This window comes from Acinetobacter kanungonis (assembly GCF_009939195.1).
Lineage (GTDB): Bacteria > Pseudomonadota > Gammaproteobacteria > Pseudomonadales > Moraxellaceae > Acinetobacter > Acinetobacter kanungonis.
This window is the reverse complement of sequence record NZ_JAACKC010000011.1, coordinates 18909-45671: the sequence shown is the minus strand read 5'-3', so window position 1 is coordinate 45671 and position 26763 is coordinate 18909. Positions and strand designations below refer to the sequence as shown.

26 protein-coding genes are annotated in these 26763 nt (G+C 43.4%); 13 read left to right on the top strand and 13 right to left on the bottom strand.

Annotated features, from left to right (window positions below; all coding sequences use genetic code 11):
- Window positions 1–261 precede the first annotated feature (261 nt).
- The 4 genes from GWK51_RS15985 to GWK51_RS15970 form a co-directional block, all read right to left on the bottom strand.
- Window positions 262–831 (bottom strand): peptidylprolyl isomerase, encoded by a 570-nt coding sequence (locus GWK51_RS15985; protein ID WP_100242830.1) that lies wholly within the window; start codon window positions 829–831, stop codon window positions 262–264.
- A gap of 165 nt (window positions 832–996) precedes the next feature.
- On the bottom strand, window positions 997–2058 hold the full coding sequence (locus GWK51_RS15980) for an alpha/beta hydrolase (protein ID WP_161934449.1): 1062 nt from the start codon (window positions 2056–2058) through the stop codon (window positions 997–999).
- A 265-nt stretch (window positions 2059–2323) separates the two neighbouring features.
- Entirely contained in the window at window positions 2324–2560 is a 237-nt protein-coding gene (locus GWK51_RS15975; RefSeq protein ID WP_142769856.1) for a hypothetical protein, read from the bottom strand.
- 539 nt (window positions 2561–3099) lie between these two features.
- Window positions 3100–3954, bottom strand: a complete 855-nt coding sequence (locus tag GWK51_RS15970; protein ID WP_161934455.1) for an MBL fold metallo-hydrolase — start codon at window positions 3952–3954, stop codon at window positions 3100–3102.
- Window positions 3955–4062: 108 nt separating this feature from the next.
- Here GWK51_RS15970 and GWK51_RS15965 point away from each other — a divergent pair, with 108 nt between their 5' ends.
- From GWK51_RS15965 to GWK51_RS15945, 5 genes are all read left to right on the top strand, one after another.
- Window positions 4063–4941, top strand: a complete 879-nt coding sequence (locus GWK51_RS15965) for a LysR family transcriptional regulator (protein ID WP_161934448.1) — start codon at window positions 4063–4065, stop codon at window positions 4939–4941.
- Between the two features lie 174 nt (window positions 4942–5115).
- Window positions 5116–5664, top strand: a complete 549-nt coding sequence (gene grpE, locus GWK51_RS15960; protein WP_100242867.1) for a nucleotide exchange factor GrpE — start codon at window positions 5116–5118, stop codon at window positions 5662–5664.
- A gap of 120 nt (window positions 5665–5784) precedes the next feature.
- Window positions 5785–7728 (top strand): molecular chaperone DnaK, encoded by a 1944-nt coding sequence (gene dnaK / locus GWK51_RS15955; protein ID WP_100242835.1) that lies wholly within the window; start codon window positions 5785–5787, stop codon window positions 7726–7728.
- Between the two features lie 116 nt (window positions 7729–7844).
- Window positions 7845–8744: a matrixin family metalloprotease gene (locus tag GWK51_RS15950; protein WP_161934447.1), complete on the top strand. Its 900-nt coding sequence runs from the start codon at window positions 7845–7847 to the stop codon at window positions 8742–8744.
- 118 nt (window positions 8745–8862) lie between these two features.
- Complete coding sequence (locus tag GWK51_RS15945) at window positions 8863–9240, top strand: hypothetical protein (protein WP_100242837.1); 378 nt, start codon at window positions 8863–8865, stop codon at window positions 9238–9240.
- A 49-nt stretch (window positions 9241–9289) separates the two neighbouring features.
- On the opposite strand, the gene GWK51_RS15940 is transcribed toward GWK51_RS15945, so the two are convergent.
- The 4 genes from GWK51_RS15940 to GWK51_RS15925 all read right to left on the bottom strand — a co-directional run bounded on the left by GWK51_RS15940 (window position 9290) and on the right by GWK51_RS15925 (window position 13542).
- Entirely contained in the window at window positions 9290–10588 is a 1299-nt protein-coding gene (locus GWK51_RS15940; RefSeq protein WP_161934454.1) for a lytic murein transglycosylase, read from the bottom strand.
- 669 nt (window positions 10589–11257) lie between these two features.
- Window positions 11258–12379, bottom strand: coding sequence for a 5-(carboxyamino)imidazole ribonucleotide synthase (locus tag GWK51_RS15935; protein ID WP_161934446.1), 1122 nt, complete (start codon window positions 12377–12379; stop codon window positions 11258–11260).
- A gap of 15 nt (window positions 12380–12394) precedes the next feature.
- Complete coding sequence (gene purE, locus GWK51_RS15930) at window positions 12395–12910, bottom strand: 5-(carboxyamino)imidazole ribonucleotide mutase (protein ID WP_026441188.1); 516 nt, start codon at window positions 12908–12910, stop codon at window positions 12395–12397.
- Between the two features lie 293 nt (window positions 12911–13203).
- On the bottom strand, window positions 13204–13542 hold the full coding sequence (locus tag GWK51_RS15925) for a DMT family protein (RefSeq protein ID WP_100242840.1): 339 nt from the start codon (window positions 13540–13542) through the stop codon (window positions 13204–13206).
- 254 nt (window positions 13543–13796) lie between these two features.
- On the opposite strand from GWK51_RS15925, the gene mpl reads away from it, so the two are divergent.
- Window positions 13797–15164, top strand: coding sequence for a UDP-N-acetylmuramate:L-alanyl-gamma-D-glutamyl-meso-diaminopimelate ligase (gene mpl / locus GWK51_RS15920; RefSeq protein ID WP_161934445.1), 1368 nt, complete (start codon window positions 13797–13799; stop codon window positions 15162–15164).
- 62 nt (window positions 15165–15226) lie between these two features.
- Here the strand turns inward: mpl and GWK51_RS15915 are convergent, their stop codons facing one another.
- Window positions 15227–15511 (bottom strand): GNAT family N-acetyltransferase, encoded by a 285-nt coding sequence (locus GWK51_RS15915; protein ID WP_161934444.1) that lies wholly within the window; start codon window positions 15509–15511, stop codon window positions 15227–15229.
- A 648-nt stretch (window positions 15512–16159) separates the two neighbouring features.
- Here GWK51_RS15915 and GWK51_RS15910 point away from each other — a divergent pair.
- Window positions 16160–17122: a TerC family protein gene (locus GWK51_RS15910; RefSeq protein ID WP_161934443.1), complete on the top strand. Its 963-nt coding sequence runs from the start codon at window positions 16160–16162 to the stop codon at window positions 17120–17122.
- A gap of 64 nt (window positions 17123–17186) precedes the next feature.
- Here the strand turns inward: GWK51_RS15910 and GWK51_RS15905 are convergent, their stop codons facing one another.
- Window positions 17187–17819, bottom strand: coding sequence for a nucleotidyltransferase family protein (locus GWK51_RS15905; protein WP_235941176.1), 633 nt, complete (start codon window positions 17817–17819; stop codon window positions 17187–17189).
- Window positions 17820–17908: 89 nt separating this feature from the next.
- On the opposite strand from GWK51_RS15905, the gene GWK51_RS15900 reads away from it, so the two are divergent.
- From GWK51_RS15900 to GWK51_RS15885, 4 genes are all read left to right on the top strand, one after another.
- Window positions 17909–18964: an aromatic ring-hydroxylating oxygenase subunit alpha gene (locus tag GWK51_RS15900; protein ID WP_161934442.1), complete on the top strand. Its 1056-nt coding sequence runs from the start codon at window positions 17909–17911 to the stop codon at window positions 18962–18964.
- A 53-nt stretch (window positions 18965–19017) separates the two neighbouring features.
- On the top strand, window positions 19018–20337 hold the full coding sequence (gene guaD, locus GWK51_RS15895) for a guanine deaminase (RefSeq protein ID WP_161934441.1): 1320 nt from the start codon (window positions 19018–19020) through the stop codon (window positions 20335–20337).
- Window positions 20338–20541: 204 nt separating this feature from the next.
- Window positions 20542–21069, top strand: coding sequence for a hypoxanthine phosphoribosyltransferase (gene hpt, locus GWK51_RS15890; RefSeq protein ID WP_100242846.1), 528 nt, complete (start codon window positions 20542–20544; stop codon window positions 21067–21069).
- A 206-nt stretch (window positions 21070–21275) separates the two neighbouring features.
- The gene (locus GWK51_RS15885; RefSeq protein WP_161934440.1) at window positions 21276–21533 is read left to right on the top strand and encodes a GlsB/YeaQ/YmgE family stress response membrane protein; all 258 of its coding nucleotides are present in this window, start codon (window positions 21276–21278) and stop codon (window positions 21531–21533) included.
- A gap of 67 nt (window positions 21534–21600) precedes the next feature.
- Here the strand turns inward: GWK51_RS15885 and GWK51_RS15880 are convergent, their stop codons facing one another.
- Together GWK51_RS15880 and dmeF are read right to left on the bottom strand one after the other, a co-directional pair.
- Window positions 21601–22302 carry a DsbC family protein gene (locus tag GWK51_RS15880; protein ID WP_161934439.1) on the bottom strand — a complete coding sequence of 234 codons (702 nt, stop codon included), beginning with the start codon at window positions 22300–22302 and terminating at the stop codon, window positions 21601–21603.
- Between the two features lie 463 nt (window positions 22303–22765).
- Window positions 22766–23749, bottom strand: coding sequence for a CDF family Co(II)/Ni(II) efflux transporter DmeF (gene dmeF, locus GWK51_RS15875; RefSeq protein ID WP_216071796.1), 984 nt, complete (start codon window positions 23747–23749; stop codon window positions 22766–22768).
- 53 nt (window positions 23750–23802) lie between these two features.
- Between dmeF and GWK51_RS15870 the strand changes: the two genes are divergently transcribed.
- Together GWK51_RS15870 and GWK51_RS15865 are read left to right on the top strand one after the other, a co-directional pair.
- Window positions 23803–24069 (top strand): metal/formaldehyde-sensitive transcriptional repressor, encoded by a 267-nt coding sequence (locus tag GWK51_RS15870; protein ID WP_100242850.1) that lies wholly within the window; start codon window positions 23803–23805, stop codon window positions 24067–24069.
- An 87-nt stretch (window positions 24070–24156) separates the two neighbouring features.
- Complete coding sequence (locus tag GWK51_RS15865; RefSeq protein WP_456236805.1) at window positions 24157–25341, top strand: MFS transporter; 1185 nt, start codon at window positions 24157–24159, stop codon at window positions 25339–25341.
- Between the two features lie 60 nt (window positions 25342–25401).
- Here GWK51_RS15865 and mnmE read toward each other — a convergent pair whose 3' ends face one another.
- Window positions 25402–26757, bottom strand: coding sequence for a tRNA uridine-5-carboxymethylaminomethyl(34) synthesis GTPase MnmE (gene mnmE, locus GWK51_RS15860; RefSeq protein WP_161934438.1), 1356 nt, complete (start codon window positions 26755–26757; stop codon window positions 25402–25404).
- Window positions 26758–26763: the final 6 nt, after the last annotated feature.

The window sequence follows — 26763 nt, the reverse complement described above, 5'->3', positions numbered from 1 at the left end:
ACCTAATACCTCGTCAGTATTAGATGCTGGACTTGATATTTAAAACAACTCAGCACTTCGTGCTTCGCTCGTTTCCGCCTATCTCGTCGGTATGGGTGCATTATAGGGGAAATAAAAACCCTTGCAAGCACTTTTAACTCGCTGTTTTCATGAGTGTTGTATTTTTACGCACCAATTTGGTTCATTATTATACTTTTATTACCATAAACTACTAATTCTACAGCAGAAATATGAATAAAATATTTCTGCTGCATTTTTTCATTATTTTGTTGGGTTTGCCTGTTTAACGCTCACATTCAGAATTTTCACAGGTTGTTGCGGTACATCTTGGTGCATGCCATAGCTTGTGGTTGGCACTTTTACAATTTTATCGACCACATCCATCCCTTTTGTCACCTTACCAAAGACGGCATATCCAGCATTCATTGAGCCTTTATTTAAGAAATCATTGTCTGCAACGTTAATAAAGAACTGACTGGTGGCTGAATTGGGGTTATTGGTGCGCGCCATCGCCAATGTGCCGCGTGTATTCTTCAACCCATTTGAAGATTCGTTGGTGATCGGTGCTTTGGTTTGCTTTTCGACCATGTTGGCATCCATTCCACCACCCTGAATCATGAATCCTGGAATTACACGATGGAAAATAGTGCCGTTATAGAAATTTGCTTTTGCATAGTCTTCAAAATTTTTTGCTGAAATTGGTGCTTTATCATTAAAGAGCTCAATTTCAATATTTCCCATTGATGTTTTCATTTCCACCAGAGTATTGGCTGCATATGTACACACACTGAATGTTGCGGCAGTCAATAACGCGAGGCTTTGTTTTAACATGTTAGGGGTTCCTATGATGTATTTTATGGTTGGTTATATTTAGCACAACTCTCAAGTTTCAGGTAGTTTTGCCTTTCTTTTATTGATCTACCCAACAAAAAATACAACATTCTCTAGCTTATGGAGGGTTCAAATAAAACCCTCTCCTTATATTCCAACACGGTCTTAGCTGTGCTTATCCCAAAATTTTCGGAACTTGCGACTCATCTCGATATAGTTCTTTTTTGCAGTACTGGATAAACCTGCGAGATTGATAAACCCATGGGTCATGTTGGGATAATCATGGTGAGCCACGTTTACGCCCTGATGTCGAAGTTTATGCGCATAGATCTCCGCTTCATCATGCAGTACATCATGCCCTGCAGTGACCACAAAGGCCGCTGCCAGCTTTTTTAAATTGCCATAGGTTGGCGAAATAATCGGATCATCCAATGCGACTTGATGTTGCGTTGCATAATGCGCAGTCACGGTATCCACATCATCACCTGTTAAGATCAAGCCATCTTTATAGGCAAAGAAGGACGGATGACGACTTTTGAAGTCTAAAGCTGGATAAATCAGAAATTGAGCATGCGGTGCATAAGCTTTCCCCGCACTACGCTGTGCCACAACTGCACTTAAATTACCGCCCGCACTGTCCCCTGCCACTGCAATGCGATTTTTTAAAATCTTCAGCTGTTTACGGTTTTGATAAACCCAAGCCAAAGCATCTTCACAACTCTGGACAATTTGATGCGGCGATGCTTCTGGTGCCAATGGATAGTCGATACTAAGCACCTGTACATTGGCATGTCGCGCCAATAAACGACAGACCTCATCATAACTATCGACACTGCCCACAACAAAGCCTCCGCCATGATAGAACACCAACATAGGCAGTTTTTTATTGGGAGCTGGATGATAGTGGCGCGCAAAGATGGTGCCGCTGTGTAAAGGTAAGCGTAAATCTTCCACTTGTTTAATGGCTGTCGATTTTCCCGCCAGAAGTTGACTCTGTAATTCAAAGGCTTTACGAGAGTGTTGGGCATCTGCCGAAATAAAGCCTGTTTTATTTTGCTTATACTGGACGGCAACTAAACATTTAAGAAAAGAGTCTAATTCGGGATAATGATAAGGATAAGCCAAGGCCTTGACGATATTTTCCTGTACAAAATTGGGCAGCTTATCTAACAACCGTGCTGCGGTACCTTGATTTTGTTCCATGACTTTTTGTATTGATACGCCCATAAACGACTTATTCCTTGTTGTTTTATCTTTCGGTGAACTTTAAAAAATAAAGCTCAACCTTAAATTATGGCTTTTGCAACAAAGCTAATCTGCTTTAAGCATATTGTCATTAACACTCTTTCTGCAAGTTCAAGTCAAAATCATCAATACAAAGCTTTAAAGCTATAACAAGCACAAAGTATATAAGCAGTGAAAGAGCCTCAGACAGTACACCTCATTCAAGTACTGTCTTTTCCTCTAAATATGCATTAACTCAAGCCCGCAACTATTGTTGCATCGATTGCGGTTGTGCCTGCATATCCTGCATTTGAGCCTGAGGAGCATTCATATTTGCAGACCCATCTGCCTGCGCTGCAATTCCGACTTGTCCTTGTGCACCGACTTCAGCCCCAGTCGACATTTGAGCTGTTTCAGTCGCTTGTACAGGATCTTTTGAAGCACAACCCACTGCAAGCACTGAAATAGCTAACATAGAAATAGAAAATAAACCGACTTTTTTCATACAGAGTTCCTTTGAAAATAAAAACACAAAGCCTTGCTCCAGCTTTGCGAGAACTAGGATTGATGTTTTCACTGGGCTTTGCACACATCTACCGTTACGTTTTTTTATGAATTGGTGGCGTTCTGCAATGTTTTTTAAACTGGCCGATTCAAACTTAATTTGTCATTAGAAAAAGCATAAAGCTTGCAAATTGCTATTTTTATTCAATTAAATTGCATCAAGCATCAATCATCAGCCTGAGAACAAGATCAATCAGAGGCATGTTTAGTCATAAAACACGTCATGATTGTTGCGGAACCAACACACAACCGACGCATTGCAACGTGATTGACATTCAATTGCTATAAAACATTGCAGTTCTGCGCAATTTCACAAAAAAAAAGCTTATTCAGAGGTTGAATAAGCTTAAAAACAGATTCTGAATCAATCTATCAGAAACTACAGCAGCGATTGCTAAGGTATAGCTTAAAAAAATCTGTAAAAATTGTGAAATATTTAATTTCGTTTAACTTGATCGTTTTTTGCTCTTAATGAATGGATTAAGGCCATTTCATCTCGCCTTTAACCACTTTCGCGCCTAATTCCAGACTACTAGACTCTGTTAAATCAGGATATTGTTGCTGCATGCTTTGAACTAACGCAGCAGCATTTTTGCTTTTTTTCACGGCCATTTCATACTGCTTTAAATAATCGATGGAAAAGTTCACCGCATTTAGACCTTCTGCAGCACCCGCCTGCATATGCGCAGGAACAACGACTTCTGGTTGAAGCCCTTTGATGGATTCTAATGTCTTCAGCACTTCAGCACGATCTTGAGAATTTGGCGTATCCGCCATCCATAAATGAATACCCGATGAAACTGGAATACCCCCAACCACTGCTTTGGCACTCGGAATCCATAAATAAGTCAGTTCCTTGTGCCCTTTAATGGCAATGACTTCATTTTCCAGCGTTAAAGTTTTACCAGTATATGCTTCAGGTACAATGATTTTGCTGGGTGCATTTGCACCCATTTGTGGTGCCCAGTATTGCACTTTCAAGGCCTGAGTTGCCTGAATATGTTGCACGGTTTCAGGCGTTGCAATGATTTTCACCTTAGGGAAATACTGCTGGAAAACATCCAAACCAAAATAATAGTCAGGATCACCATAGCTGACGAAAATCGTGCTTAAGGTTTTGCCTCGATCCAGAATATCCGCGGCGATTCTTAGCGCTTCAGACTTAGAAAATTGAGCATTCACCAGCATGACTTCTTTGTCTCCTTCAATCAGGGTAGACGTCACGCCAAAGTGTTCAGGTTGAGCTAAATATGTGTGAATTTTTAAGTCTTGCGCATACGCAGTAGAACTCAATGCTAAGGCGGTTAAGGCAACAGCATAAAACTTGGCTTGCATGGTATTCATCTCAGATTCGATTCTGAATACTATAAGTTTCAGTTTTTGCCGAATAAACTACCTAGATTAAGATAAACTGTTGCAAATATTGCAACAATAATCAGAAACATGGATACCTTAAAAGCCATTCAGGTCTTTGTCTGTATTGCCCAACAAGGCAGTTTGACCAAAGCAGCAGACCAGCTCAATTTTTCGCGCGCCATGGTGTCACGCTATTTGGAGCATCTGGAAAATCACTTTTCTGCCCGATTATTTCATCGTAATACTCGTAAAATCTCGCTCACGGCTGCTGGTGAACAAGCGCTGCATTACTGTGAAAATATTTTGCAACAACAGCAACTGCTGCTGGAGATGACTCAAGATCAGCAACAAACAGGAATGATTCGACTGACCACGGGACTGTTCCTGTTACAAAATGGTCTAGCCGAATGTATTCAACACTTCCGTCAGCAATTTCCATTTGTACAGTTTGATATTGTGGTGACCGAAGACACGCTCGATTTAATTGAAGCGCAGATTGATCTGGCTTTTCGCATCAGTCCGAAAATTGCCGAAGGCTTAATTGCACGTCCCTTATTTCCCATCGACTCGGTACTGTGTGCGCATCCTGAGTATTTGGCTCAAGCGCCTGAAATTCAGCATCCCGACCAACTATTGCAACACACCTGTCTGACACATCACAGCATGCATTCCGTCTGGACCTTGAATGCCATTAACCAAAAACCGCAAAACTATGCCTTAAACAGTGTGATTCAAAGTAACGATGCCTATGCCCTATTGGAACTGTGTAAACACGCCCAAGGAATTGCCATGTTGCCAGCCGCACTGGTACAAGCTGAACTAAATCAAAAGCGGCTCCATCAGATTCTACCCGACTACGCCTTGCCGCAAATGCAATTGTCTGTGGTGTATTCATCACGTCGCCATTTAAGTAAAAAAACGCAAGAATTCATCGCATTTGTGGCTCAACACTTCAATTTGGCTTAAAAAAACAGAAATAGTGCAAATTTAATCAAGCCGACAACTTGAATTTTCCATCCCTGCCCCGAACTCTTTTACTAATCATGAATTTCACAACTCATGGCAGTTCAGAATTAACCAGTAAATACTGACGCCAAAGGACTGTACATGTTTAAAAACCCTTTTAAACGGAGTAAATCAATGACAACTGAGCAAAACGAACAAGCTCAAGACCTTCAACAAGAGCAAGCGGATCAACAAGCAGCGCAAACTCAAGCTGAAACCGAGCAAGCAGACGTTTCAGTTGAAGATTTACAGGCGCAAATCGGCAAGCTTGAAGACAGTCTAAAACTGGAAAAAGCGCGCACTGCCAATGCCGTTTATGAAGCACAGAAAAGCGTAGAACGCATTCAACGCGAATCTGAAAAACATAAAGACACGGTGCTGGAAAAGTTTGCCAAAGAATTACTCGACTCTGTCGACAATTTAGAGCGTGCAATTCAAGCGGCTGGTGCAGAAGAAACGCCAGTACTTGAAGGTGTAAAACTCACGTTGAAATCTTTACTCACGACACTTGAGAAATTTGGTGTGGTCGAAGCAGATACGCAAAATGGTTTCAATGCAGATTTGCACCAAGCGGTTGGTATTGATCCAAATGCCAAAGCCAACGAAATTGGCACAGTTTTACAGAAAGGTTACACCTTAAATGGTCGTTTACTTCGCCCTGCGATGGTGATGGTAGGCGCATAAACCCTATAAATACGGGAGTTTGTGAAAAAATTTCAGAAAAACAACTTGAAAAATTTTGAACGGCTCTCATATCGGATAACAAGCAAAAACATTGCAAAAAATTTTTGAGGAACAGATCTAATGGCTAAAATCATTGGTATTGACTTAGGTACTACAAACTCATGTGTTGCTGTACTTGAAGGCGACAAAGTTAAAGTAATCGAGAACGCTGAAGGCGCTCGCACAACTCCATCGATTATTGCGTATAAAGATGGCGAAATCTTGGTGGGTCAATCTGCAAAACGTCAAGCAGTAACCAACCCTAAAAACACATTATTCGCGATCAAACGTTTGATCGGTCGTCGTTATGAAGATTCTGCGGTACAAAAAGACATCGGTCTCGTACCTTACAAAATCATCAAAGCTGACAATGGTGATGCATGGGTTGAAGTTAACGACAAGAAACTTGCACCACAACAAATCTCTGCTGAAATCTTGAAAAAGATGAAGAAAACTGCAGAAGATTACTTGGGCGAAACCGTTACTGAAGCCGTAATTACCGTTCCTGCTTACTTTAACGACGCACAACGTCAAGCAACGAAAGACGCAGGTAAAATTGCTGGTCTTGATGTTAAACGTATCATTAACGAACCAACGGCTGCGGCACTTGCGTTCGGTATGGACAAAAAAGAAGGCGACCGTAAAATCGCGGTTTACGACTTAGGTGGTGGTACTTTCGACGTATCGATCATTGAAATCGCAGACCTTGATGGCGACCAACAAATCGAAGTATTGTCGACCAATGGTGATACCTTCCTTGGCGGTGAAGACTTTGACAACGCGTTGATCGAATTCTTGGTTGAAGAATTTAAGAAAGAGCAAAGCGTAAACTTGAAGAATGATCCACTTGCGTTACAACGTTTGAAAGAAGCTGCTGAAAAAGCAAAAATCGAGCTTTCTTCTTCTAACGCTACTGAAATCAACCTTCCATACATCACGGCTGATGCGACTGGTCCTAAACACTTAGTGATCAACGTAACACGTGCAAAACTTGAAGGTTTAGTAGCTGACTTGGTTGCTCGTACCATTGAGCCTTGCCGTATCGCGCTTAAAGATGCGGGTCTTTCGACTTCTGACATCTCTGACGTAATCTTGGTGGGTGGTCAGTCGCGTATGCCAATGGTTCAACAGAAAGTTGAAGAATTCTTTGGTAAAGAACCACGTAAAGACGTGAACCCTGACGAAGCGGTTGCGATTGGTGCTGCGATTCAAGGTGCGGTATTGTCTGGTGACAAAACTGACGTTCTTTTACTTGACGTAACACCGTTAACTTTAGGTATCGAAACAATGGGCGGCGTATTGACTCCGATCATTGAGAAAAACACCACGATTCCTGCGAAGAAATCTCAAGTGTTCTCTACCGCTGCTGACAACCAGCCTGCTGTAGACATTTCGGTTTACCAAGGTGAGCGTAAGATGGCTCAACAAAACAAATTGTTGGGTAACTTCCAGTTAGGTGACATTCCACCTGCGCCACGTGGTGTGCCACAAATTGAAGTATCGTTCGACATCAACGCTGATGGTATCTTGAAAGTATCTGCTAAAGATAAGAGCACTGGTAAAGAGCAATCGATCCAGATCAAAGCAAACTCAGGTTTGTCTGATGCTGAAATCGAAGCAATGATCAAAGATGCTGAAGCAAATGCGGAAGAAGATCGTAAGTTTGAAGAACTTGCTAAAGCACGTAATGAAGCAGATGCACTTGTTTCTAGCGCGCAAAAAGCAATCAAAGATCTTGGCGAACAAGTGACTGCTGATGAAAAAACAGCAATTGAAACTGCAGTTTCTGAGCTTGAAGCTTCTACGAAAGAAAATGACGTAGAAGACATTAAAGCGAAAACTGAAGCGCTGCAAAACATCATTATGCCAATCAGTCAACGTGCATACGAAGCTGCTCAACAAGCGGGTGGCGCACAAGGTTTTGATCCAAATGCATTCCAAGGTGGCGATGCGGGTCAACAACAAAAAGCGGACGACGGTGTTGTAGATGCTGAGTTCACTGAAGTAAAAGATGACAAAAAATAATTTGTCAGATTGAAAAGACCGCGCGTAAGCGCGGTCTTTTCATTTTTGGGTGCAGCATATTTCCACACCACGCACTTTTCGCTACATTAAGCACACATAAAAAAGAAAAATGATTTATGCATCGACTTGGGCTTACTCTACTCTTCATGGCTTTGCTATGGCTCAGCTATCAAAGCCATGCACACTATCAATTACGCTATAACGCTTGGTCGGATCGGATACTACATCCCTTTGATCAACGTTTACGCTTTAAAATTGGCAATGTGGATCCACGTTTTGGGCTCACACAAGAGCAAGTCATTCAACTGAGCCAAGAGGCCTTAAGCATCTGGCAGCAAGGTACACAGCAAGATCTGTTTGTTTATGATCCGAATGCCAAGCTCAGTATTGAACTGATCTATGATCAACGCCAACAAGTGGCAGATGCATTAAAACAGACTCAACAAAAACTGAATCACAGCATGAATCAAACTGGACGCTCATCGGACAATATTGAACATGCACGAGTTCAGCTTGAATTTCACCAGCAGCGTTTAGCACAACAAAAACAGCAATTAGAAACTGAATATCAGCGCTTACAAAGCCAGTTTGCTGATGCCAGATCAGCTGCTCAACAGCGAAATCTGCGCGATCAGCAACAACAATTGCAGCAAAGAATTGCCCAATTCGAACAAGAAGTTCACTACTATCAACAGCAAAATCAGAGCTTTAATCAGCAGGTTGATCAACATAACTTGAGTATTCAACAGTTGAATCAGGACATCGTGCAAGCCCAGCAACGTTTTCCTGCACGCGAATTTCATAAAGGTGTGTTTATGGGCAATAAAATTGAAATCTATCAATTTGATGGGCGCGATGATTTAAGACTCACCATCGCGCATGAATTGGGACACGCCTTGGGACTGGCACATCATAATGACCCAGAAGCCTTGATGTATCCCATGCTTGGAGAACAGGATTTACAGCATTTTCGGCTCAGGGCTGCGGATTTACAGTTATTAGCTGAACGGCAATAACCTCTTGCAAAATACCCTTAAACTTTATAAGGCTTTTGGCTGGATTTGCGCAGCAAAAGATTGGATTTCATGCTATTGTGATAGAACCATCCACACAGCAAACTGAGCGGAGAACAATGTGAGTTACTATCATATTCTCATTGAAGTGAATGATCATATCAGCACAATTGAACAGACTCGTGATTTGGAATTGTTTGATATTATTGAAATTCAGCCTTATCTCCACTCTATTATCCTGCCGTATTTCAATGAGCAAGAAATTGAACTGGAAGATGAAAATATTGAATTTCAGGATATTTTGCATTTAGAAATCAAGCAGACTTTGCTGCCGATTCAACATCTGATTGAAGAAGAACAACGCCTACTTCCAAGCGATACAGATGTCACCATTACTGCACATGAAATTTTTAATAACCGTGATTTAAGTCAGGATGTCACCACTGTGATTTTTGATATTCTAGAAGCGGTGAAACTCGATCCAATCGAAGCAGAATAAGCTCTCGGAAATGCGATGACGGTACAGCAGCACCGTCATCTTTCTATTTTTACTTCATCATTAATTTGGCATTTTCATTACGGAAAGCGCGTAAAGTCTGTTGCCCTGCACGCCCTGTCGGACTTAAACCCAGACGAATCTGTTCATCACGAATTGCTTGTCGGGTTTTATCACCAATCAAACCATCGACTTTACCAATGTCATACCCGCGGTTGAGCAAATATTGCTGAATTTCACGGCGTTCAGCGCGAGATGTACCTGCATCATTGGTCGGCCAACTTTGTTGAAACCCGCCCTTGCCCTGTAACCGATCGGATAAATGTGCAATCGCTAAGGCATAACTTTCTGCCGCGTTATAACTATAAATCGCATCAAAATTTTTAAAGACCAAGAACTTAGGACCATTTTCACCCGCTGGTGCCAGCAATCCTGCTGGGGTACTTTCAGATAAATTTCCCTGAATTAAGGCACTGCCATCCGCACGTTGCACACCTTGGCTCATCCAATACGACAAACTTTTCTTATTACGACGCCCTTCACCTGACATGGACAAGCTTGCAGGTGTCGTTACCTCAAAGCCCCACGGCATGCCCGTTTGCCAGCCACGCTTAGTTAGAAAATTGGCGGTCGATGCCAAAGCATCTGAGGTACTCGATACCAAATCACGGCGCCCATCACCATCGAAGTCCACCGCTAATTCTTCATAGGTAGACGGCATAAACTGAGTATGCCCAAATGCTCCTGCCCACGAACCGCGTAATTGCTCTTCGCTTAAATCACCACGCTGTATAATACGCATGGTGGCAAAAAACTCACCACGGAAATAACTTTGACGGCGTCCTTCACAGCTTAAAGTCCCTAAGGCCTGTAATAACGGATAACTCCCTGAAATATTGCCAAAATTACTTTCAACACCCCAAACTGCCACCACCGTTTCTGCAGGCACACCATAGGCTTGGGCAACGCGATTCAATACTTCACGATGTTGGACTAATTTTTGTCGCCCCATCTCCACGCGCTCATCATCCACCAGACCCGACAAATAATCCCAAATCGGTGTAGAAAATTCAGGTTGATAATTCAACTTATCAATCACGCTATAATCAGGCGTTAAATTTTGGGTATAACGGTCATAAGTGCTCGCACTGACCCCCGCAGCAAGTGCTTGGCTACGTAAATTCGACAAGCAACCTTGAAAATTATTCTCGGAACTGTAAGCACTTGGCTTTGTTAAGTTATTGTTATAAGTCGAAACTGAAGCTGGTTGACCATTAATAATCAATTCCGCATGGGATGGCGCCGCAATCCAGAAAATGGATCCAAAAATAAAATAATTAATTCGTTTCATCATCACTTTCGTTTTAAATTCAAATTATGCGCTTACCTTAACATTCCAGCGCAAAATTGACAGATAAGAAACGTAAAATTTGAATTCATTTTCTTAATTTTAAATTCATACTTCTTTTTTAAATTTAAAATAATTATCCACAATCCAAATAAAAGCGTTCTTTGAATTCAAAACCACACTTTTAAATTTAAACTCGAGATTTAAATTTAAAAGACCTTATCCACAGCCGTATTTTTTAAATTCAAAGCACAAACACCCTCAACCCAAGCAGACATGGCATAAATTATGACACTTGAGCATGCTTTTGAATTCAAAAACCCTATTTAAATTCATAAAGTGTATGTTTAAATTTAAAAAATGAATTTAAAAGCGCGCACCCACTTTAAATTCAAAATATTTTATCCACAATTGAGGTTTTGCATGGTATTTAAATTCAAACGCCCCAGTAAAACCCAGTTTTAAATTCAAAATATCTTTCTATTTTCTTATGCTTTACTCAGTACAACCGAGCACTTATAGCTTATTTTTCATTCAACCTAGACACAATAAAAAGCTCAAATTTGCGATAAAAGGCAATACTGCAATACAGGGTCGCGTAGCATGCCTGAGTCATTGACATAAAAAAAGCGATCCACAGAGTGATCGCTTTTTTGCTAAACAGTTCAGGATTTAAATGGTCATATCTTCGCTTAATGCTAAAGGCACAGGCAAAATTTTCGCCAATTGACGGCATAAAGTAGTCAATTGAGTGCTGTCATTTGGCATTAACGTGATGTGACCAATCTTGCGGCCCGCACGTTCTGTTTTGTTATACAAATGCAAATGTGCGCCATTTAACGCCAAAACCTGTTCCGATTTTGGATATTGTCCAATGATATTGATCATTACGGTAGGGCGGACCACCTCGGTTGAACCCAAAGGTAAGCCTGCAACTGCACGAATATGATTTTCAAACTGCGAACACACCGCACCTTCAATCGACCAGTGACCTGAGTTGTGCACGCGTGGCGCCATCTCATTGGCAAATAGGCCTTGTTCTGTCACGAACAATTCTAGCGTCAGCACGCCGACATAGTTCAGGTGGTTGAGTAAACGTGTGATGTAGTCTTGTGCAGCTGGTTGTAAATCTGCACTTTTTGGCGCAGGAACAATCGAATGCGACAAGATGCCGTTGTGGTGATGGTTTTCAGCCAAAGGCCAAGTTTTCACTTCACCATCTTGACCACGCACCGCAATGATGGAAACCTCACGCGAGAAAGTCACAAAACTTTCTGCAATCAGACTTTTTGCTGGACCCAATTCAGCCCAAGCTTGCTCAATTTGATCTTCGCTACGCAGAACAAACTGACCTTTACCGTCATAACCGCCAGTGGCTGTTTTCAGCACCAGAGGCAAACCAAGCGCAGCCACGGCTTGCTGTAAACTCTCCAAAGAATCCACCGCTTGGTACGGCGCAACAGGAATCTGCAATTGATCGAATAAAGCTTTTTCCATTAAACGATTTTGTGCGGTCGCTAACGCTTGACGCGGTGGGTGAATGGCTTTGCTTTGCGTCAAAAGATCAACATCCGCAAGCGGCGTATTTTCAAATTCCAGACTAAACACGTCCGCACTTTGAATAAACTGTTGCAGACCTTGTTCGGTTTGGCTGGAAATCACCTGACCTAAAGCTGCGGAAGGGCAGTCTGTATCTGCTTCATAGAAGGTACATTGAATATTGAGTGGCAATGCTGCTTGCGCCATCATGCGACCCAATTGACCACCACCAAAAATACCGATGGTTTTGTTCATAACCTGTGTCCCGTTTTAAGCTTGACCCGGAATATTGTTGCTTGCCACTTTTTCCGTTTGTGCTGCACGGAAGTTTGCTACATTTTCAGCAATCTCTGGACGTGTCAAACCAAGAATTTGTGCTGCCATAATGGCCGCATTGGTTGCACCTGCAGGACCAATCGCCAAAGTACCCACTGCAATACCTGCTGGCATTTGTACAATAGAAAGCAGTGAATCAACACCATTTAAAATAGATGATTTTACTGGCACACCCAACACTGGTAAGTCGGTTTTTGCCGCACACATACCTGGTAAATGTGCTGCGCCACCTGCGCCAGCAATAATCACTTGAATACCACGATCACGTGCAGTTTCAGCATATTCAAATAAACGATCTGGGGTACGGTGTGCAGAAACAACTTCAGCTTCAAATGGGACACCAAGTTGCTTAAGCATATTGGCAGTGTGTTCGAGAGTCGCCCAATCAGATTGAGAACCCATGATAATTCCTACGAGGGGTTGAGCGTCTTGTGCTGCGGCCGCATTCATTGCTAATGTTCCAGAGATTAGTGTGAAAGAGGATAAATCTCGACGAGAGCCAAGCTTTAACTGGTTCAGAAGCCCGATATTATAGACTGATTTTTCATCTCACCAAAATTTATGCAGGGCATGAGTGAGATATTTTTGCTTTTTTTTCGATAAAAATAAGGAAATGATTCCAAGGATAAAAAAATGCAGCGCTCCAAGCATGATTGAGACGGCTCAACTGGCATGTTTTGCCGCTTAAATGACCTTAGCCGCTCAAACCAAGATTGGTACAGTTTAATTCTGCTCTATAAAGCTTACTGACTTCGAAACACGAAATACACGCACCCCAATAGGCAAAAACCTGCCCAGAGATAGTCCAACTTAAACGGTTGCTTAAATAGATAAATCATAAAAGGCACAAAAATCACTAAGGTCATGACTTCTTGGGTAATTTTCATTTGACCTACAGACCAGCCATCCTGAGATAATAAGCGTGTCGCAGGAATCATAAAGGTATATTCCAGTAGCGCAATCAACCAGCCAAATAAGATCGCTTGCCACAACGGCGCACCATGTAAAAACTTCAGATGACCATACCAAGCCAAGGTCATAAAGCAATTGGCAATCACCAACAGAGCAAAGGGAGTGAGCATGGTATGTATCATTAGGCTACATTCACAATCAAGACCAAGAATGGGCTGAAAATTATACGCCAAAGTGCCCATTTTAGGGGATTTTATCGGCTTTAATCTGCGGTTAATTTACGCTGCAACAGTGGTCTAAATTGATACAAGAAAAACTATCTTTTCCCAAAGAGCCTTGCTATCGTTGCTGTCAAATCGAATCAATTCTGACAACAACACCAATCATGAAGTGTTGTGTCAAAAAGCAGTGGAGTTAAAAATCAATGCATCTGCATATTTTGGGTATTTGCGGCACCTTTATGGGTTCATTGGCGTTACTGGCGCGGGATTTAGGACATAAGGTGACAGGTTCTGATTTGAACGTCTATCCGCCAATGTCGACCCAACTGGAAAATGCAGGCATTACCTTAATGCAAGGCTATGATCGTAGTCATTTACAACCACATCCGGACTTAGTCATTGTCGGCAATGCCATGAAACGCGGCATTGATGCCGTGGAATATATGTTGAACGAAGGGCTTCCGTATATTTCAGGACCACAATTCCTCGCGGATCATGTGCTGCAAGGTAAACATGTACTGGGTGTTGCTGGCACCCATGGTAAAACGACTACCACCACCATGTTGGCGTGGGTACTGGATCAAGCAGGTTTAGAACCCGGCTTTTTAATTGGTGGCGTACCTTTAGGTTTTTCTGAAAGTGCGCGTTTAGGTGCTGGAAAATATTTCTGTGTAGAAGCCGATGAATACGACTCGGCATTTTTCGACAAACGTTCCAAGTTCGTGCATTACCATCCTAAAACTGCGATTTTAAACAACCTCGAATTTGACCATGCCGACATTTTTGATGATTTGGCGGCCATTCAAAAACAATTCCATCATTTGGTTCGTACCATTCCAAGTGAAGGTCGCATTATTGCACCCATTACCGAAACCAACATTGATGAAGTTTTAGACATGGGTTGTTGGACGCCCGTAGTACGCACTTCTTTAGATGCACATACTGATGCAGCACTGTCTGCGCAACAGCTTTCGGCAGATGGTTCACACTTTAAAGTATTGCAGCACGGCGTGGTCAAAGGCGAAGTGAAATGGAATATGACAGGGCAGCATTCGGTCGCGAATGCCTTAGCCACCATTGCTGCAGCAGAACACGTGGGTGTGGCGATTGAAACGGCTTGTGAAGCCTTATCCAATTTTGGTGGCGTCAAGCGTCGTATGGAACTACTTGGCACCATTCAGGGCATTGAGGTTTATGATGACTTTGCGCATCATCCGACAGCCATTGAAACCACGCTAGACGGTGCACGTAAACGCTTAGGCGAGCGTAAATTGTGGGCGATTATTGAACCACGCTCCAACACCATGCGTATGGGCAGCCATAAAGATGGACTCGCTTATTCAGCACGCTTGGCTGATGAAGTGATCTGGTATCAACCTGAAGGTTTGGACTGGGACTTACAGCCTGTAGTGGATGCAGCACCAAATAAAGCGGTCGTTGCGCGTTCTCTGGAAGATATTATTCAAACCGTGCTGACTGAAGCAGGTGAGGGCGATGCTGTGGTGATCATGTCGAATGGTGGTTTTGGTGGTTTACATCAAAAACTAATTCATGCCTTAGAAACACAATAAATACTGAACTGAAAAAGCCCGCTGCAAGCGGGCTTTTTTATTTTTTGAGCATGTAACGAGGATTATGCCGCGACATCCAACAGGCTTTGATCACGTTTAAACATCACATCCACATAAGAACAAACAGGTACGATTTTTAACTGTTGTTCACGGGCATATTCCACCAAAACATCCAGCAACTGACGTGCTACACCTTGCCCACGCAAACTGTCATCCACCCAAGTATGGTCTGCCACAATTGTAGCAGCATCACGCCATAGATAAGTAATTTCGGCAATGCGCTGACCCGCAGCATCATTTAGAAAAAAAACACCCTTTTGCGCATTATTTTGATGTTGGAACTGCATGCTCAGCGATCCTCAATTTGGAAAAATTACAGTTAACATGCCATAAGAAACGTAGAAAAAACACCCAGTTTTTATATCCGTCGACCAAAGTTTAAAATCTGGTTACACCTTGCGCAATAAATCACCAGTTTCAGGGATGAAGCTTGCTGTGCTTTATTTCTATGCTAAGCATGTAGCACGCACAGGAGCAGCGGCATGTTAATTTATTTTGTTTTAATGCTCTGTGGTTCGTTATTGGCCAAAGTGATTGCCCAATATGACAACACAGTTCCCTATAGACCATAATATTTAAACCCCAAACCAAGAATAAACTTTGCTTGCCCACTCAGATCAATGCTCTGAGTCTTACATGAGTCAACTTCGTTTTAGATTTGCACTTTTGTACAAAATATGCGATTCTTGCCGCATCATTTGGACACAGTCCAATACAGAATTTGAACAAGGGGAGTAGCCTCCTCCAGACGTCAGCCACAGCACAGCGTGCTGACGTGTCAGAATATCGTCATTACACTTTGCAAAAAGTCGGTATCTGAGCATTACTCACTGTAATGTAGGCAAGACCTTGATCATGTTGACACAGATGTTTGTATCATCTGGCAACAGGTCAAGGTTTTTTTGTGGCCATTTGCCAGATGTTGAGGATTTTATATGGAATCTATCGGCAATTTATGGCTGTATTTAGCGTTCTTCGGCATTGTGATTATCATGCTGTTGATCGACTTTCTTGGATTTAAACAAAAGCAAGGACAACAGGTTGCCATTAAAACAGCAGCTTACTGGAGTATTGCTTGGGTCACTGTGGCGATGTTATTCGCAGGCGGTCTCTGGCTGTATTTACAGCAAACCGTGGGCGTTGCGATTGCAAACCAAAAGACCATGGAATATATCGCGGGTTATTTACTGGAAAAATCCCTCGCGATTGATAACGTCTTCGTTTGGTTAATGATTTTCGCGGCTTTTGCGATTCCACCTGCATTACAACGCAAAATCTTACTTTACGGCGTACTCGGTGCCATTGTACTGCGTACCATCTTTATTTTCATTGGTGCTTGGTTTGTTCAAGAATTCTCTTGGATTTTGTACCTATTTGGCGCGTTCTTGGTCTATACAGGCTTCAAATTCCTGAAAGGGCAGGATGACGAACCCGATATCGAGAACATGGCCATATTGAAATGGTTACGTAAGCATTTACGCATTACCCCGCAACTGCAAGGCGATAAGTTCTTTATCCGTCAAAATGGCGTGCTGTGGTTTACCCCATTATTCTTGGTGCTGATTCTGGTTGAGGCGTCTGATGTGATTTTTGCAGTGGATTCGATTCCTGCCATCTTTGCGGTGACCAGTGACCCGTTTATTGTCTTGACGGCGAACCTGATGGCGATTTTAGGTCTGCGTGCAATGTTCTTCTTGCTCTCGGGTGCTGCATCGAAAATGCATTACTTGCCCTACGGTCTCGGGATTATCCTGTTGTTCATTGGCTTCAAGATGTTGATGCTGGATGTGTTCCACATGCCAATCTGGATTTCTCTGAGCTTTATTGTGATTGTATTGAGCATTACCGCGTGGCTATCCGTTCGCCACAATAAGAAACAAGAGCATTCATCCACTTAAACCGAAAGCATGAATCTCAGAAAGACAGATTTAGTCCACTAAGTCTGTCTTTTTTATGTCTGTTTCAATCCACAACATGCTCTTTCACCCAACGCAGTTTGGGCCACTTGTGTAGAAAACCTTTGCTTTGCATCCGCTGTAAAAACACTGCATGGCTGACCATGCGAGGATTCCAACGTAATTTCAGCTCAAATAAATCAATAAGTCCCAAAGGTGCAACTACTTCTAATTGTCCATCTACACACAAGCGCACGGCCACTGCCGTCGCTGTTTCGGGCCACATCGAAATGGCCTCAGACAAGGATGAATAAGCCGCAATCGACTGTCCATCTGCGCGGGTGTACCAGCGATGCACATTGGCTTGATTGACCACATCCCAAAGGTACTCGGGATAATGTGCCTGAAGTTGCTGTTCCAGTCGCTGCACCACCCGATCTTCTGGGTCGGTTGAATCATAAAAAATCACATCGATTTCACTCTGTTCCAACACCCATGCCTGCTCATGCAAATTTGACCAGACCAAGTTTCTTAAAGCACCTGCACAAATATAAGCATCAGGGTGCAAGCTGTGCAAAAGTTCCAAACATTGCCATAGTGCAGCATGCTGCCGCAGCATCTGTTGCAGTGCCCTGATGTTCTGTCGATCTAAGCTTTGAGTTTTTGCCTGCATCATGTTGTCCTGTTTGCGCTCAAACATACCGCTGACACCGCATCTCTTGACTGGATCAGAATGGCTTGGCAAAGAATTTGCTTCATTCAAATCAAACTGGATGATGAGCGCACAGCATGAATACTATTCCAACCTTGAACCCGATTGCCATACCTTGTCATAGCCAATTTATCGCACAAGACTGGGACATTCTGGCGCAGTACTGGTATCCCGTTGCCCGTATTCAAGATGTCAGCACACAACCGCAGCGCGTGACTTTATTGGATGTGAATATGACACTCTATCAAACGGAAGCGGGTCATATTCATCTGGTTCGTGATGTATGCCCGCATCGTGGCGTGCCTTTGTCCAAAGGCTGGGTTGAAGGGGAGGAGATTATTTGTCCCTATCACGGTTTACGCTATAACAGTGCAGGAAAATGTACCAAAATTCCCGCACAGCCAGATTTAAAGACCATTTCAGAACGTTTCAGTTTGACTCAGTTTCCCGTGATTTTACGTTATGGTTTGGTCTGGACCAGTCTACATGCACGTGATCTCACGCAAACCAATATCCCCGTGCTAGATACATGGGATCATGCAGAGCATCAAGCGATTTTACCGCCCTCTGTGGATATTGCAGGTTCCAGTGGTCGGCAACTGGAAGGCTTTATTGATGTGGCGCATTTTGCTTGGGTGCATCATCAAGCCTTTGCCGATCGTGAAAACCCTGTAGTTCCCAAATACCAGACTGAACGTACCGAGTATGGTCTCAAAACCGTGTATATCAGCAATGTCAGTAATTATCCACATGGCTTGCAGCACTTGGCGCCTGCAGATTTTTTATGGGTGCGGACCTTTGAGGTCTATCCACCATTTTCTGCCATTCTGAGTATTGATTTTCCGAATGATGGCGTGCTGAAAATTCTGAATGCCTGCTGTCCTGTGTCCCACAAGCAAACCCGTTTATTTGTCCCGATTACCCGTAATTTTGACCAAACTGGGGATTTGGCGTCGGTCTATGCCTTTAATGCGCAAATCTTTGCCGAAGACCAAGACATGGTGGAATCACAAAAACCTGAAGAACTGCCACTGGATTTAATGATGGAGGCCCATTTTGAAGCCGATCGTTCATCCACCATGTATCGCCGTATTTTAGCCGAGTGGGGACTCAGTCAACGTTATACAGTTTAGTTGGGCATTTTCAGGTACAATCAATCGAAAAAAGTAAAAGTTGTAGGTTTTCCATGTCTTCATTGTTGCAGACCACTGTCGTTCGCGGTCGTTTTTTAGATATTCAAAATTTAGTTGCGCAAGCTGCGGATATTGCCGAGCAGGTACGTTATATAGAAGATGGCGTACTCATCAGTGAAGCTGGAAAAATCAAATGGTTTGGCGCTTGGCAGGATGCTGCTGCACATCTGCCAGAAGGCGTTGCCATCCAGCATTATCCTGAAAAATTGATTGTGCCTGGCTTTATCGATACCCACATTCATTTTCCACAAACGGAAATGGTCGGTGCCTACGGCGAACAACTGTTGGAATGGCTCAATACATATACTTTCCCCACCGAAATGCAGTTTGCCGATGCGGCTTATGCGGCTCAAATTGCTGAGTTCTTTGTGCAAGAACTGCTGAAGAATGGCACCACCACTGCACTGGTGTTCTGTACCGTGCATCCTGAATCAGTCGATGCCTTATTTGAAGCGGCACAACGTCACCACATGCGCCTGATTGCGGGCAAAGTCATGATGGATCGTCATGCACCTGATGCCTTATGTGACACACCACAACGTGCGTATACAGACTCTAAGACACTGATTGAAAAATGGCACGGGCAGGGGCGTGCGCTGTATGCGATTACCCCACGTTTCGCACCGACGTCCACACCTGAGCAATTACAACTGGCGGGGCAACTCAAAGCCGAATATCCAGATGTCTATGTGCACACCCATTTAAGTGAAAATAAAAATGAAATTGCATGGGTCAAAGAATTGTTCCCTGCACAGCAAGGCTATTTAGATGTTTACCATCACTATGGTCTCACAGGTTCGCGTTCAGTGTTTGCGCACTGCGTGCATTTGGAAGAGCACGAATGGGATTGCATGCATGCCACGGATTCAGCCATTGCCTTCTGTCCAACCTCGAACCTGTTCCTCGGCAGTGGTTTATTTCCATTGAAGAAGACGTGGGAAAAACAAGTGAAAGTCGGTTTAGGCACCGACATTGGCGCAGGGACGTCGTTCAATCAACTACAAACCCTAAATGAAGCCTATAAGGTGCAACAACTGCAAGGCGACAAGTTGTCTGCCTTTGAATCCCTTTATCACGCGACTTTGGGCGGTGCTAAGTCACTGAGTCTAGATCATCAACTTGGTAACTTTAATGTTGGGAAAGAAGCCGATTTTATTGTACTGGATCTGCACGCCACAGCCTTACAGTCCCTCCGTCAACAACGTGCCAAAGGCATTGAAGACGCTTTATTTGCGTTGATGACCATGGGTGATGACCGCAATATTCACGCGACCTATGTCTACGGTCAAGCGGCCTATGTCCAGCCTGAATAAGCCGATTGCACCCGCAATGCCCAAGTCAAAACTGTGCCTGTTCTTGCTTGCAGGCACGCTCATCCTTCGACACGATCATCATGGTGCGAGCAAAAAACAAACAACAAAGGGTGCATCTGCTTAGAAGATGTATTAAAATAAATGCATATTTTGAGGTGTTGCAGGTCAACGCCTTTTTTATTTTTGATTTTTAGGTATCTGCCCATGACCGTTCAAATGAGCGTAATGATTTCAGCTGAAGAGATCCAAGCAAAAGTTCAAGCGCTTGGTGCTAAAATTAATGCCCACTATGCCGAAAGCGACAAAGAACTTGTTTTAATTGGCTTATTACGTGGTTCCGTTATTTTTATGGCTGATTTATGCCGAACAATTGAAAAACCGCATGAACTCGATTTTATGACCGTTTCAAGCTATGGCAAATCTACAGTGTCTAGCCGTGACGTGAAAATTTTGAAAGATCTCGATGGCGAAATTCGTGGTAAAGATGTGCTGGTTGTCGAAGACATTATCGACTCTGGACATACCCTCAGCAAAGTGCTTGAAATCTTGCAAACACGTGAACCCAACTCGATTGAACTTTGTACGTTGGTCAGCAAGCCTTCACGCCGTGAAATTGATTTAGACGTTAAATTCTTAGGCTTTGAAGTCGAAGACAAGTTTATTGTGGGTTATGGTCTCGATTACGATCAAAAGTATCGCCACATTCCATTTATTGGTGAAATTGGTCTCTAAGTCCTAGACCAAGCACTTCTGAAAAAGCCTTTTAAAACGGTAAATCAACTGTATTTAAAAGGTTTTTTTTATACCGACTGTGCAACATACTCACACAAAAACACCACATTCGCTTGCAGGATGAGGCTTTAATCAAACCAGCTTAGCCGCCAAACTATTCCTGTTCACTTAATCATTCATTCAAACAGAACAATAAGGAGAACACTATGTGGTCACTGATTGTTGCGATTTTCGTTGGTTTTGTTGCAGGTCTAATTGCACGTGCCATTCATCCAGGGGATGACAAGGCAGGCTTTTTGGTTACTACCTTGTTAGGGATTGCAGGTTCCTTGCTTGCCACTTATGGTGGACGTATGATCGGACTCTATGCCGACAATGTCGCAGCGGGATTCTTCGCCTCCGTCATTGGTGCAATTATTATTTTATTTATCTACAACCTGTTCAATAAGAAATCTCACGCTTAAAGCTGCCATAAAAAAAGCCTTTTCACGTGAAACATGCAAAGGCTTTTTAACAGCGATTGATTTGAAATTATAAACCAAACTCTTTCCAGATCAGTTCAATTTGTTCCGCAGGGTAACTGCCTGCGGCCTTAAATCCATTGGAGAAAATCAGGGTCGGGGTTCCATTAACCCCTAGGGATTTACCCAAAGCTAAATTACGTTCGATCGGGTTGGCACAACTCTTGTTCCCCGCAGGCGCAACCCCTTTGGCAATCAGATTTTCCCACGCATAGCTCTGATCTTTTTCACAATACACCGCTTTCGACGGCGCTACCGATTGCGGCTTAATTGGATAAATGAAGGTATAAATGGTCACGTTATCTAGCTTTTTCAATTCAGCCTCAAGTTGCTTGCAATACGGGCAATTTGGGTCAGAAAAGATCGCCAGTTGGCGTTTGCCATTACCGCGCACGGTTTTTACTGCGTCTTGTAGCGGTAATTTTTTCCAGTCAATCGAGTTTTGTTTTAAAATCAAATCTTTGGTCAGGTTATGCTGATCCTTAAGGCGGATCATCGAACCTACTAAAATATGTTGAGCATTTTCCCCCAGATAAACCACCTGGCCATCCATAGAGCCACTGTAAATGCCAGACATTTCTGTGCTTTGAATATTCTCAACTTTCAACTCTGGATGTTGTTTTGCAAGATTGGTTTTTACATTGTCCACCCCCGCAAAACTAGACAAAGACACCAAACCTGCCAGTACAGCGACCATTGTTTTTTTCAACATGAATTCTGCTCGTTCACTTAAGAGATAAAAAGGGAATCAGTTTAATCTGAATTGTGGTGATGATTGATGATTTTTATCAGGTATTTGGTAAAGCAAATACCAGTGTGTTTCACGTGGAACCTAGACAGGTATGACTATTCAATGATCTTAAAAAAATCTCCTCTTGGTGAGGAGATTTTTATATAGATAAACATACCCAAGCTTGGATATTCTTCAAATTGGAAGATGGATGTGAATCATGTCAATCCAGCAGAATGTGTAAACTCTGAATTTGCAATCATTTCACTCGAATTTGAGTCACTTTATTCATAGCCATTTGGCATATAAGCGGTCATTCAACCGCTTAGAAGGATCATCAATAAGGCTAATTTAAACATGTTCTACTCCCCATTTTCGCAAGGGGGAGATCGAGTATTCGTAATGGTCTGAAAACCCATACAATAATGATCATCGTGTTATTTGTTTAACTGTTGTTCGCCCAATCAACGGTCGAGCTTGGCATTAAAGCATTAATCTCAACGGAAACATGCACAATTTCCTCATGAATCGATAAGGCTTCTCGCACCTCATCTGCACTAATTGAGGCATGGCTGCTGAGCGCCAAAATACAGGCGAATTTGCCTTTGGCAACCTTCCAGACATGTAAATCCGTCACATCAACCCTGACGGGTAAATCTTGTATCACTTCACGAATTTCAGCCACCACAGGGTGATTCATTTCGGCATCCAACAGAGTTTTTGCGGTTTCCTGCATCAAACCATAGGCCCATCGTGCCACCAAAATCGCCCCGAGAATCCCTAACAACGCATCCAGAAATGACCAGCCCATATATTTTCCTGCAAACAAGGCCATAATCGCAAACACCGATGTCACTGCATCGGCAACGACATGCAAAAATGCCGCTTTTTGATTTAAATCATGTTCATGAGTATGGTCATGATCATGCGAATGATGAGATTCCTCATGATGGTGATGGTGATGGTGATGGTGATGGTGACCATCATGCAAAAGCCATGCGCAAATCAAGTTAATCACCAAGCCCAGAATCGCTATCGGGATGGCTTCATTGTATTGAATATCAACAGGATGAAGCAGTCGCTCAACCGATTGAAACGCCATAAAAATGGCCACGACCAACAGCAAAATCGCACTGCTATAACCCGCCAGAATCTCAATTTTCCATGTTCCAAAACTAAAACGCTGGTCTTGCGCATAGTGTCGTGCAGCATGATAGGCAAAATAAGCCAATCCGAGCGCCATCATATGTGAACTCATGTGCCAGCCGTCGGCCAGTAATGCCATCGAATTAAAAATCCAGCCACCAATCACTTCTAATAGCATCATGACTGCCGTTAAAATAGTGGCAATTAAGATTCGTTTTTGTGCCAAAGGATTCCCTTGATCAAATTGATGGCTATGGGTTCTGGGCTGTGCTGAATGTTGCATGATGTTCTCACCAATATACTCCCTAGTAGTATATTTATTTTTTGGAGGAAAGTGTGGGTCATTTATCTGAAGATAAGAAAATTCAAAATCGCGTGAAGCGTTTACAAGGGCAAATTCAAGCGGTTGATCAAGCCTTGATGCAGCCTGATTGCTCCTGTATTGATGTTCTGCAACAAGTTGCGGCTGTCAAAGGCGCGGTGAATGGTCTAATGAACGAATTGATTGAAGCGCATCTGCGTCATCACGTGATCAAACCAGATACAGAGCTGGATGAGGCTGAACTGGCAGAGTTCCTAAAGTTATTAAAACGCTATGGTTAATGATTGTTAAAGCAGCAGTTTCAGCTTAAGCTGTCGGAACTCTTCTCTTTTTTACTGTGCTTTTTCCGACAGTTTTTGTGATGCTTTATGACGGTTCAACCACCTTGGCGATCATTCCTGATGATCAGCCTCGCTTTATGCATGGGTACCATTGGTACAGCATTGGCTAGTCCGCTGTATCCCATTTATCAGCAGTTATGGCATTTACTGCCGAGCCAGATTACCTACATCTTTGTCGCCTATATGTTTGGGTGTTTAGCCACACTGCTGTTTTTCGGACGAGCCAGTAACAGCTTTGGCTTTTTGCGTACCCTGCAAGTGGGTTTATTTTTTGTCATCACAGGTTTGGTGCTGTCCGCATTTGCCAGCAATGCGCTTTGGTTGGGCTTAGGACGCTTTATTATTGGCATTGCCTCAGGACTGATCAGCACTTCCGCGATGTTAGGTTTAATGCTGACCATTCCAGACGATCATAAAGCACATGCCCCTCAACTCAGTTCAATTATTACCGTGATCGGCTTTGCTTTGGGACCCTTCATCGGCGGTGTGATCGCGCAATTTTCTGCATTGCCATTACTCATGCCTTATCTGCCGATTATTGCAGGGGCAATCCTGTGTTTGATCGGCCTCTTTCGATTAAAACCTCCTACGTTTCAAGCACAACCCTTTTCAATCGCACCGCATTTGGAACTTCCTGTCGCCTCGACACGGATTCATTTTTTTATTGCAGGTTTAACTGCATTTTGTGCTTTTGGTGCATTCAGTCTGTTTGCATCCCTGTCGGCCTCCTTTGTCAAAGACCTGATCCCTTGGCATGGTCCTTTGGTCAGTGGTCTCGCCATTTCCAGCATTCTGTTTATTTCTGCACTAATCCAATTTTTTGCCAAATCTCTCCCTGCAGCGCGTAGCTTAAATTATGGTTTGCTTCTACTGCTTCTGAGTTGCCTGCTTTTGGCAATCTGCATGCAAACCCATTGGAGCCCGTTGTTCTTTATCAGTGATATTGGCGTCGGTTTAGGGCATGGTTTGGGCATCATGGGATCTTTTGGTCTGATTCACCAAATGACCAATCCACACAATCGTGCTGCGGTCATTTCGACCTATTTGTTCATGGGTTATTTGGGAACGATCGTGCAGATTATTGCCGTCGGTTACAGTGCCGATCTTTGGGGTTTAAATCTAGCCGTTAGCGGTTTTGGCCTTGGCATGGCACTACTGTGTTTCGGGCTTTATTTGTGGCACAGCAAACAAAAGGCTTTGCGTCCTGTGTGAAACAAAGCCTTGTCATTCTTTCAAGTTAGCGTGAAATTAGAGAAAGGGGAGATCGAACGGTTACTTTCCAATACAGAACGAGCCAAAGATTTTGCCCAGCAAATCATCTGCACTGAAGTCCCCCGTGATCTCACCCAAGGCATTTTGCGCCAGACGTAATGACTCAGCCACCAATTCACCTGCATGAAACACCACCAGTTGCTCATGTGCTTCTGCAAGATAGTGCTGCGTGCGCTTCATTGCGTCTAAATGACGTGTTCGTGCAATAAAGGTGTCTTCCTCTGGCTGGAAGCCTGCATGCGCTGTAATCGCTTCTATGAGCGATTGAACGCCTGTTTCCTGTTTAGCAGAGACTGTAATATGTCGGAAACCTTGAAAATCGCCAATTTGAGCTGCAGCACCAGTTAAATCGCATTTATTACCAATTAACATCAGACGCTTAGGTTCTAAATGATGTTCAAAGTATTCACGCGCCAGTTGCAATGGATCTTCACCTTGGCTCAAGTCATAAACCAACAACAACAAATCGGCTTGTTCAATTTCTTTAATCGCGCGGCGAATACCTTCTTTTTCCACCACATCGCCCGTTTCACGCAAGCCTGCGGTGTCGGTGAGGGTAATCGGTAAGCCATTCAGGCTGATCTTTTCATGCAGTACATCACGGGTGGTTCCCGCGATATCAGTCACAATGGCACGCTCAATCCCTGCCAAAGCGTTTAACAGGGAAGATTTACCCGCATTCGGCTTACCTGCAATCACCACCTGCAAACCTTCACGTAGCAACTGTCCTTGACGCGCCGATTGCTGTACCGCAGCAACAGAATGCTGTACGTCTTGCAATAAGGAGAGAATCTTGCCATCCGCCAAGAAATCAATTTCTTCTTCAGGAAAGTCAATCGCAGCTTCTACATGCAGACGCAAATGAATCAGTTTTTCGAGAACCGTATTCACTTTATGTGAAAAGGCACCTTGTAAAGAACGTACCGCTGAACGCGCGGCTGCCTGCGAAGTGGCATCAATCAAATCAGCAATGGCTTCCGCCTGAACCAAATCCAGCTTGCCATTTTCAAAGGCGCGCATGGAAAATTCACCTGCTTTTGCCGCTGTCGCGCCCAATTCTAGGCAACGTGCTAACAAGGCATTTTGAATCACTGGGCCACCATGTCCCTGTAACTCGACCACATCTTCACCGGTAAATGAGTTCGGGTTTGGAAAGCAAATCACCAGACCTTCATCCAGCACTTCACCCTGAAGATCCAGAAACTGACGGAAGCCTGCCATCCGCGCTTTCGGCAAGGCCTTTTGGGTCAACTGTTCTGTAATGGCATAGGCTTGTGGACCTGAAAGACGAATTACACCCACCCCCCCACGACCTGGCGGAGTAGCAATCGCTGCGATAGTGGTTTGATGTTGCATAAAATT

Coding starts and splice junctions, on each gene's coding strand:
- GWK51_RS15985 (WP_100242830.1), bottom strand. CDS start 831: ATGTTAAAACAAAGCCTCGCGTTATTGACTGCCGCAACATTCAGTGTG.
- GWK51_RS15980 (WP_161934449.1), bottom strand. CDS start 2,058: ATGGGCGTATCAATACAAAAAGTCATGGAACAAAATCAAGGTACCGCA.
- GWK51_RS15975 (WP_142769856.1), bottom strand. CDS start 2,560: ATGAAAAAAGTCGGTTTATTTTCTATTTCTATGTTAGCTATTTCAGTG.
- GWK51_RS15970 (WP_161934455.1), bottom strand. CDS start 3,954: ATGCAAGCCAAGTTTTATGCTGTTGCCTTAACCGCCTTAGCATTGAGT.
- GWK51_RS15965 (WP_161934448.1), top strand. CDS start 4,063: ATGGATACCTTAAAAGCCATTCAGGTCTTTGTCTGTATTGCCCAACAA.
- grpE (WP_100242867.1), top strand. CDS start 5,116: ATGACAACTGAGCAAAACGAACAAGCTCAAGACCTTCAACAAGAGCAA.
- dnaK (WP_100242835.1), top strand. CDS start 5,785: ATGGCTAAAATCATTGGTATTGACTTAGGTACTACAAACTCATGTGTT.
- GWK51_RS15950 (WP_161934447.1), top strand. CDS start 7,845: ATGCATCGACTTGGGCTTACTCTACTCTTCATGGCTTTGCTATGGCTC.
- GWK51_RS15940 (WP_161934454.1), bottom strand. CDS start 10,588: ATGAAACGAATTAATTATTTTATTTTTGGATCCATTTTCTGGATTGCG.
- GWK51_RS15935 (WP_161934446.1), bottom strand. CDS start 12,379: ATGAACAAAACCATCGGTATTTTTGGTGGTGGTCAATTGGGTCGCATG.
- purE (WP_026441188.1), bottom strand. CDS start 12,910: ATGAATGCGGCCGCAGCACAAGACGCTCAACCCCTCGTAGGAATTATC.
- GWK51_RS15925 (WP_100242840.1), bottom strand. CDS start 13,542: ATGCTCACTCCCTTTGCTCTGTTGGTGATTGCCAATTGCTTTATGACC.
- mpl (WP_161934445.1), top strand. CDS start 13,797: ATGCATCTGCATATTTTGGGTATTTGCGGCACCTTTATGGGTTCATTG.
- GWK51_RS15915 (WP_161934444.1), bottom strand. CDS start 15,511: ATGCAGTTCCAACATCAAAATAATGCGCAAAAGGGTGTTTTTTTTCTA.
- GWK51_RS15910 (WP_161934443.1), top strand. CDS start 16,160: ATGGAATCTATCGGCAATTTATGGCTGTATTTAGCGTTCTTCGGCATT.
- GWK51_RS15905 (WP_235941176.1), bottom strand. CDS start 17,819: ATGTTTGAGCGCAAACAGGACAACATGATGCAGGCAAAAACTCAAAGC.
- GWK51_RS15900 (WP_161934442.1), top strand. CDS start 17,909: ATGAATACTATTCCAACCTTGAACCCGATTGCCATACCTTGTCATAGC.
- guaD (WP_161934441.1), top strand. CDS start 19,018: ATGTCTTCATTGTTGCAGACCACTGTCGTTCGCGGTCGTTTTTTAGAT.
- hpt (WP_100242846.1), top strand. CDS start 20,542: ATGACCGTTCAAATGAGCGTAATGATTTCAGCTGAAGAGATCCAAGCA.
- GWK51_RS15885 (WP_161934440.1), top strand. CDS start 21,276: ATGTGGTCACTGATTGTTGCGATTTTCGTTGGTTTTGTTGCAGGTCTA.
- GWK51_RS15880 (WP_161934439.1), bottom strand. CDS start 22,302: ATGTTGAAAAAAACAATGGTCGCTGTACTGGCAGGTTTGGTGTCTTTG.
- dmeF (WP_216071796.1), bottom strand. CDS start 23,749: ATGCAACATTCAGCACAGCCCAGAACCCATAGCCATCAATTTGATCAA.
- GWK51_RS15865 (WP_456236805.1), top strand. CDS start 24,157: ATGACGGTTCAACCACCTTGGCGATCATTCCTGATGATCAGCCTCGCT.
- mnmE (WP_161934438.1), bottom strand. CDS start 26,757: ATGCAACATCAAACCACTATCGCAGCGATTGCTACTCCGCCAGGTCGT.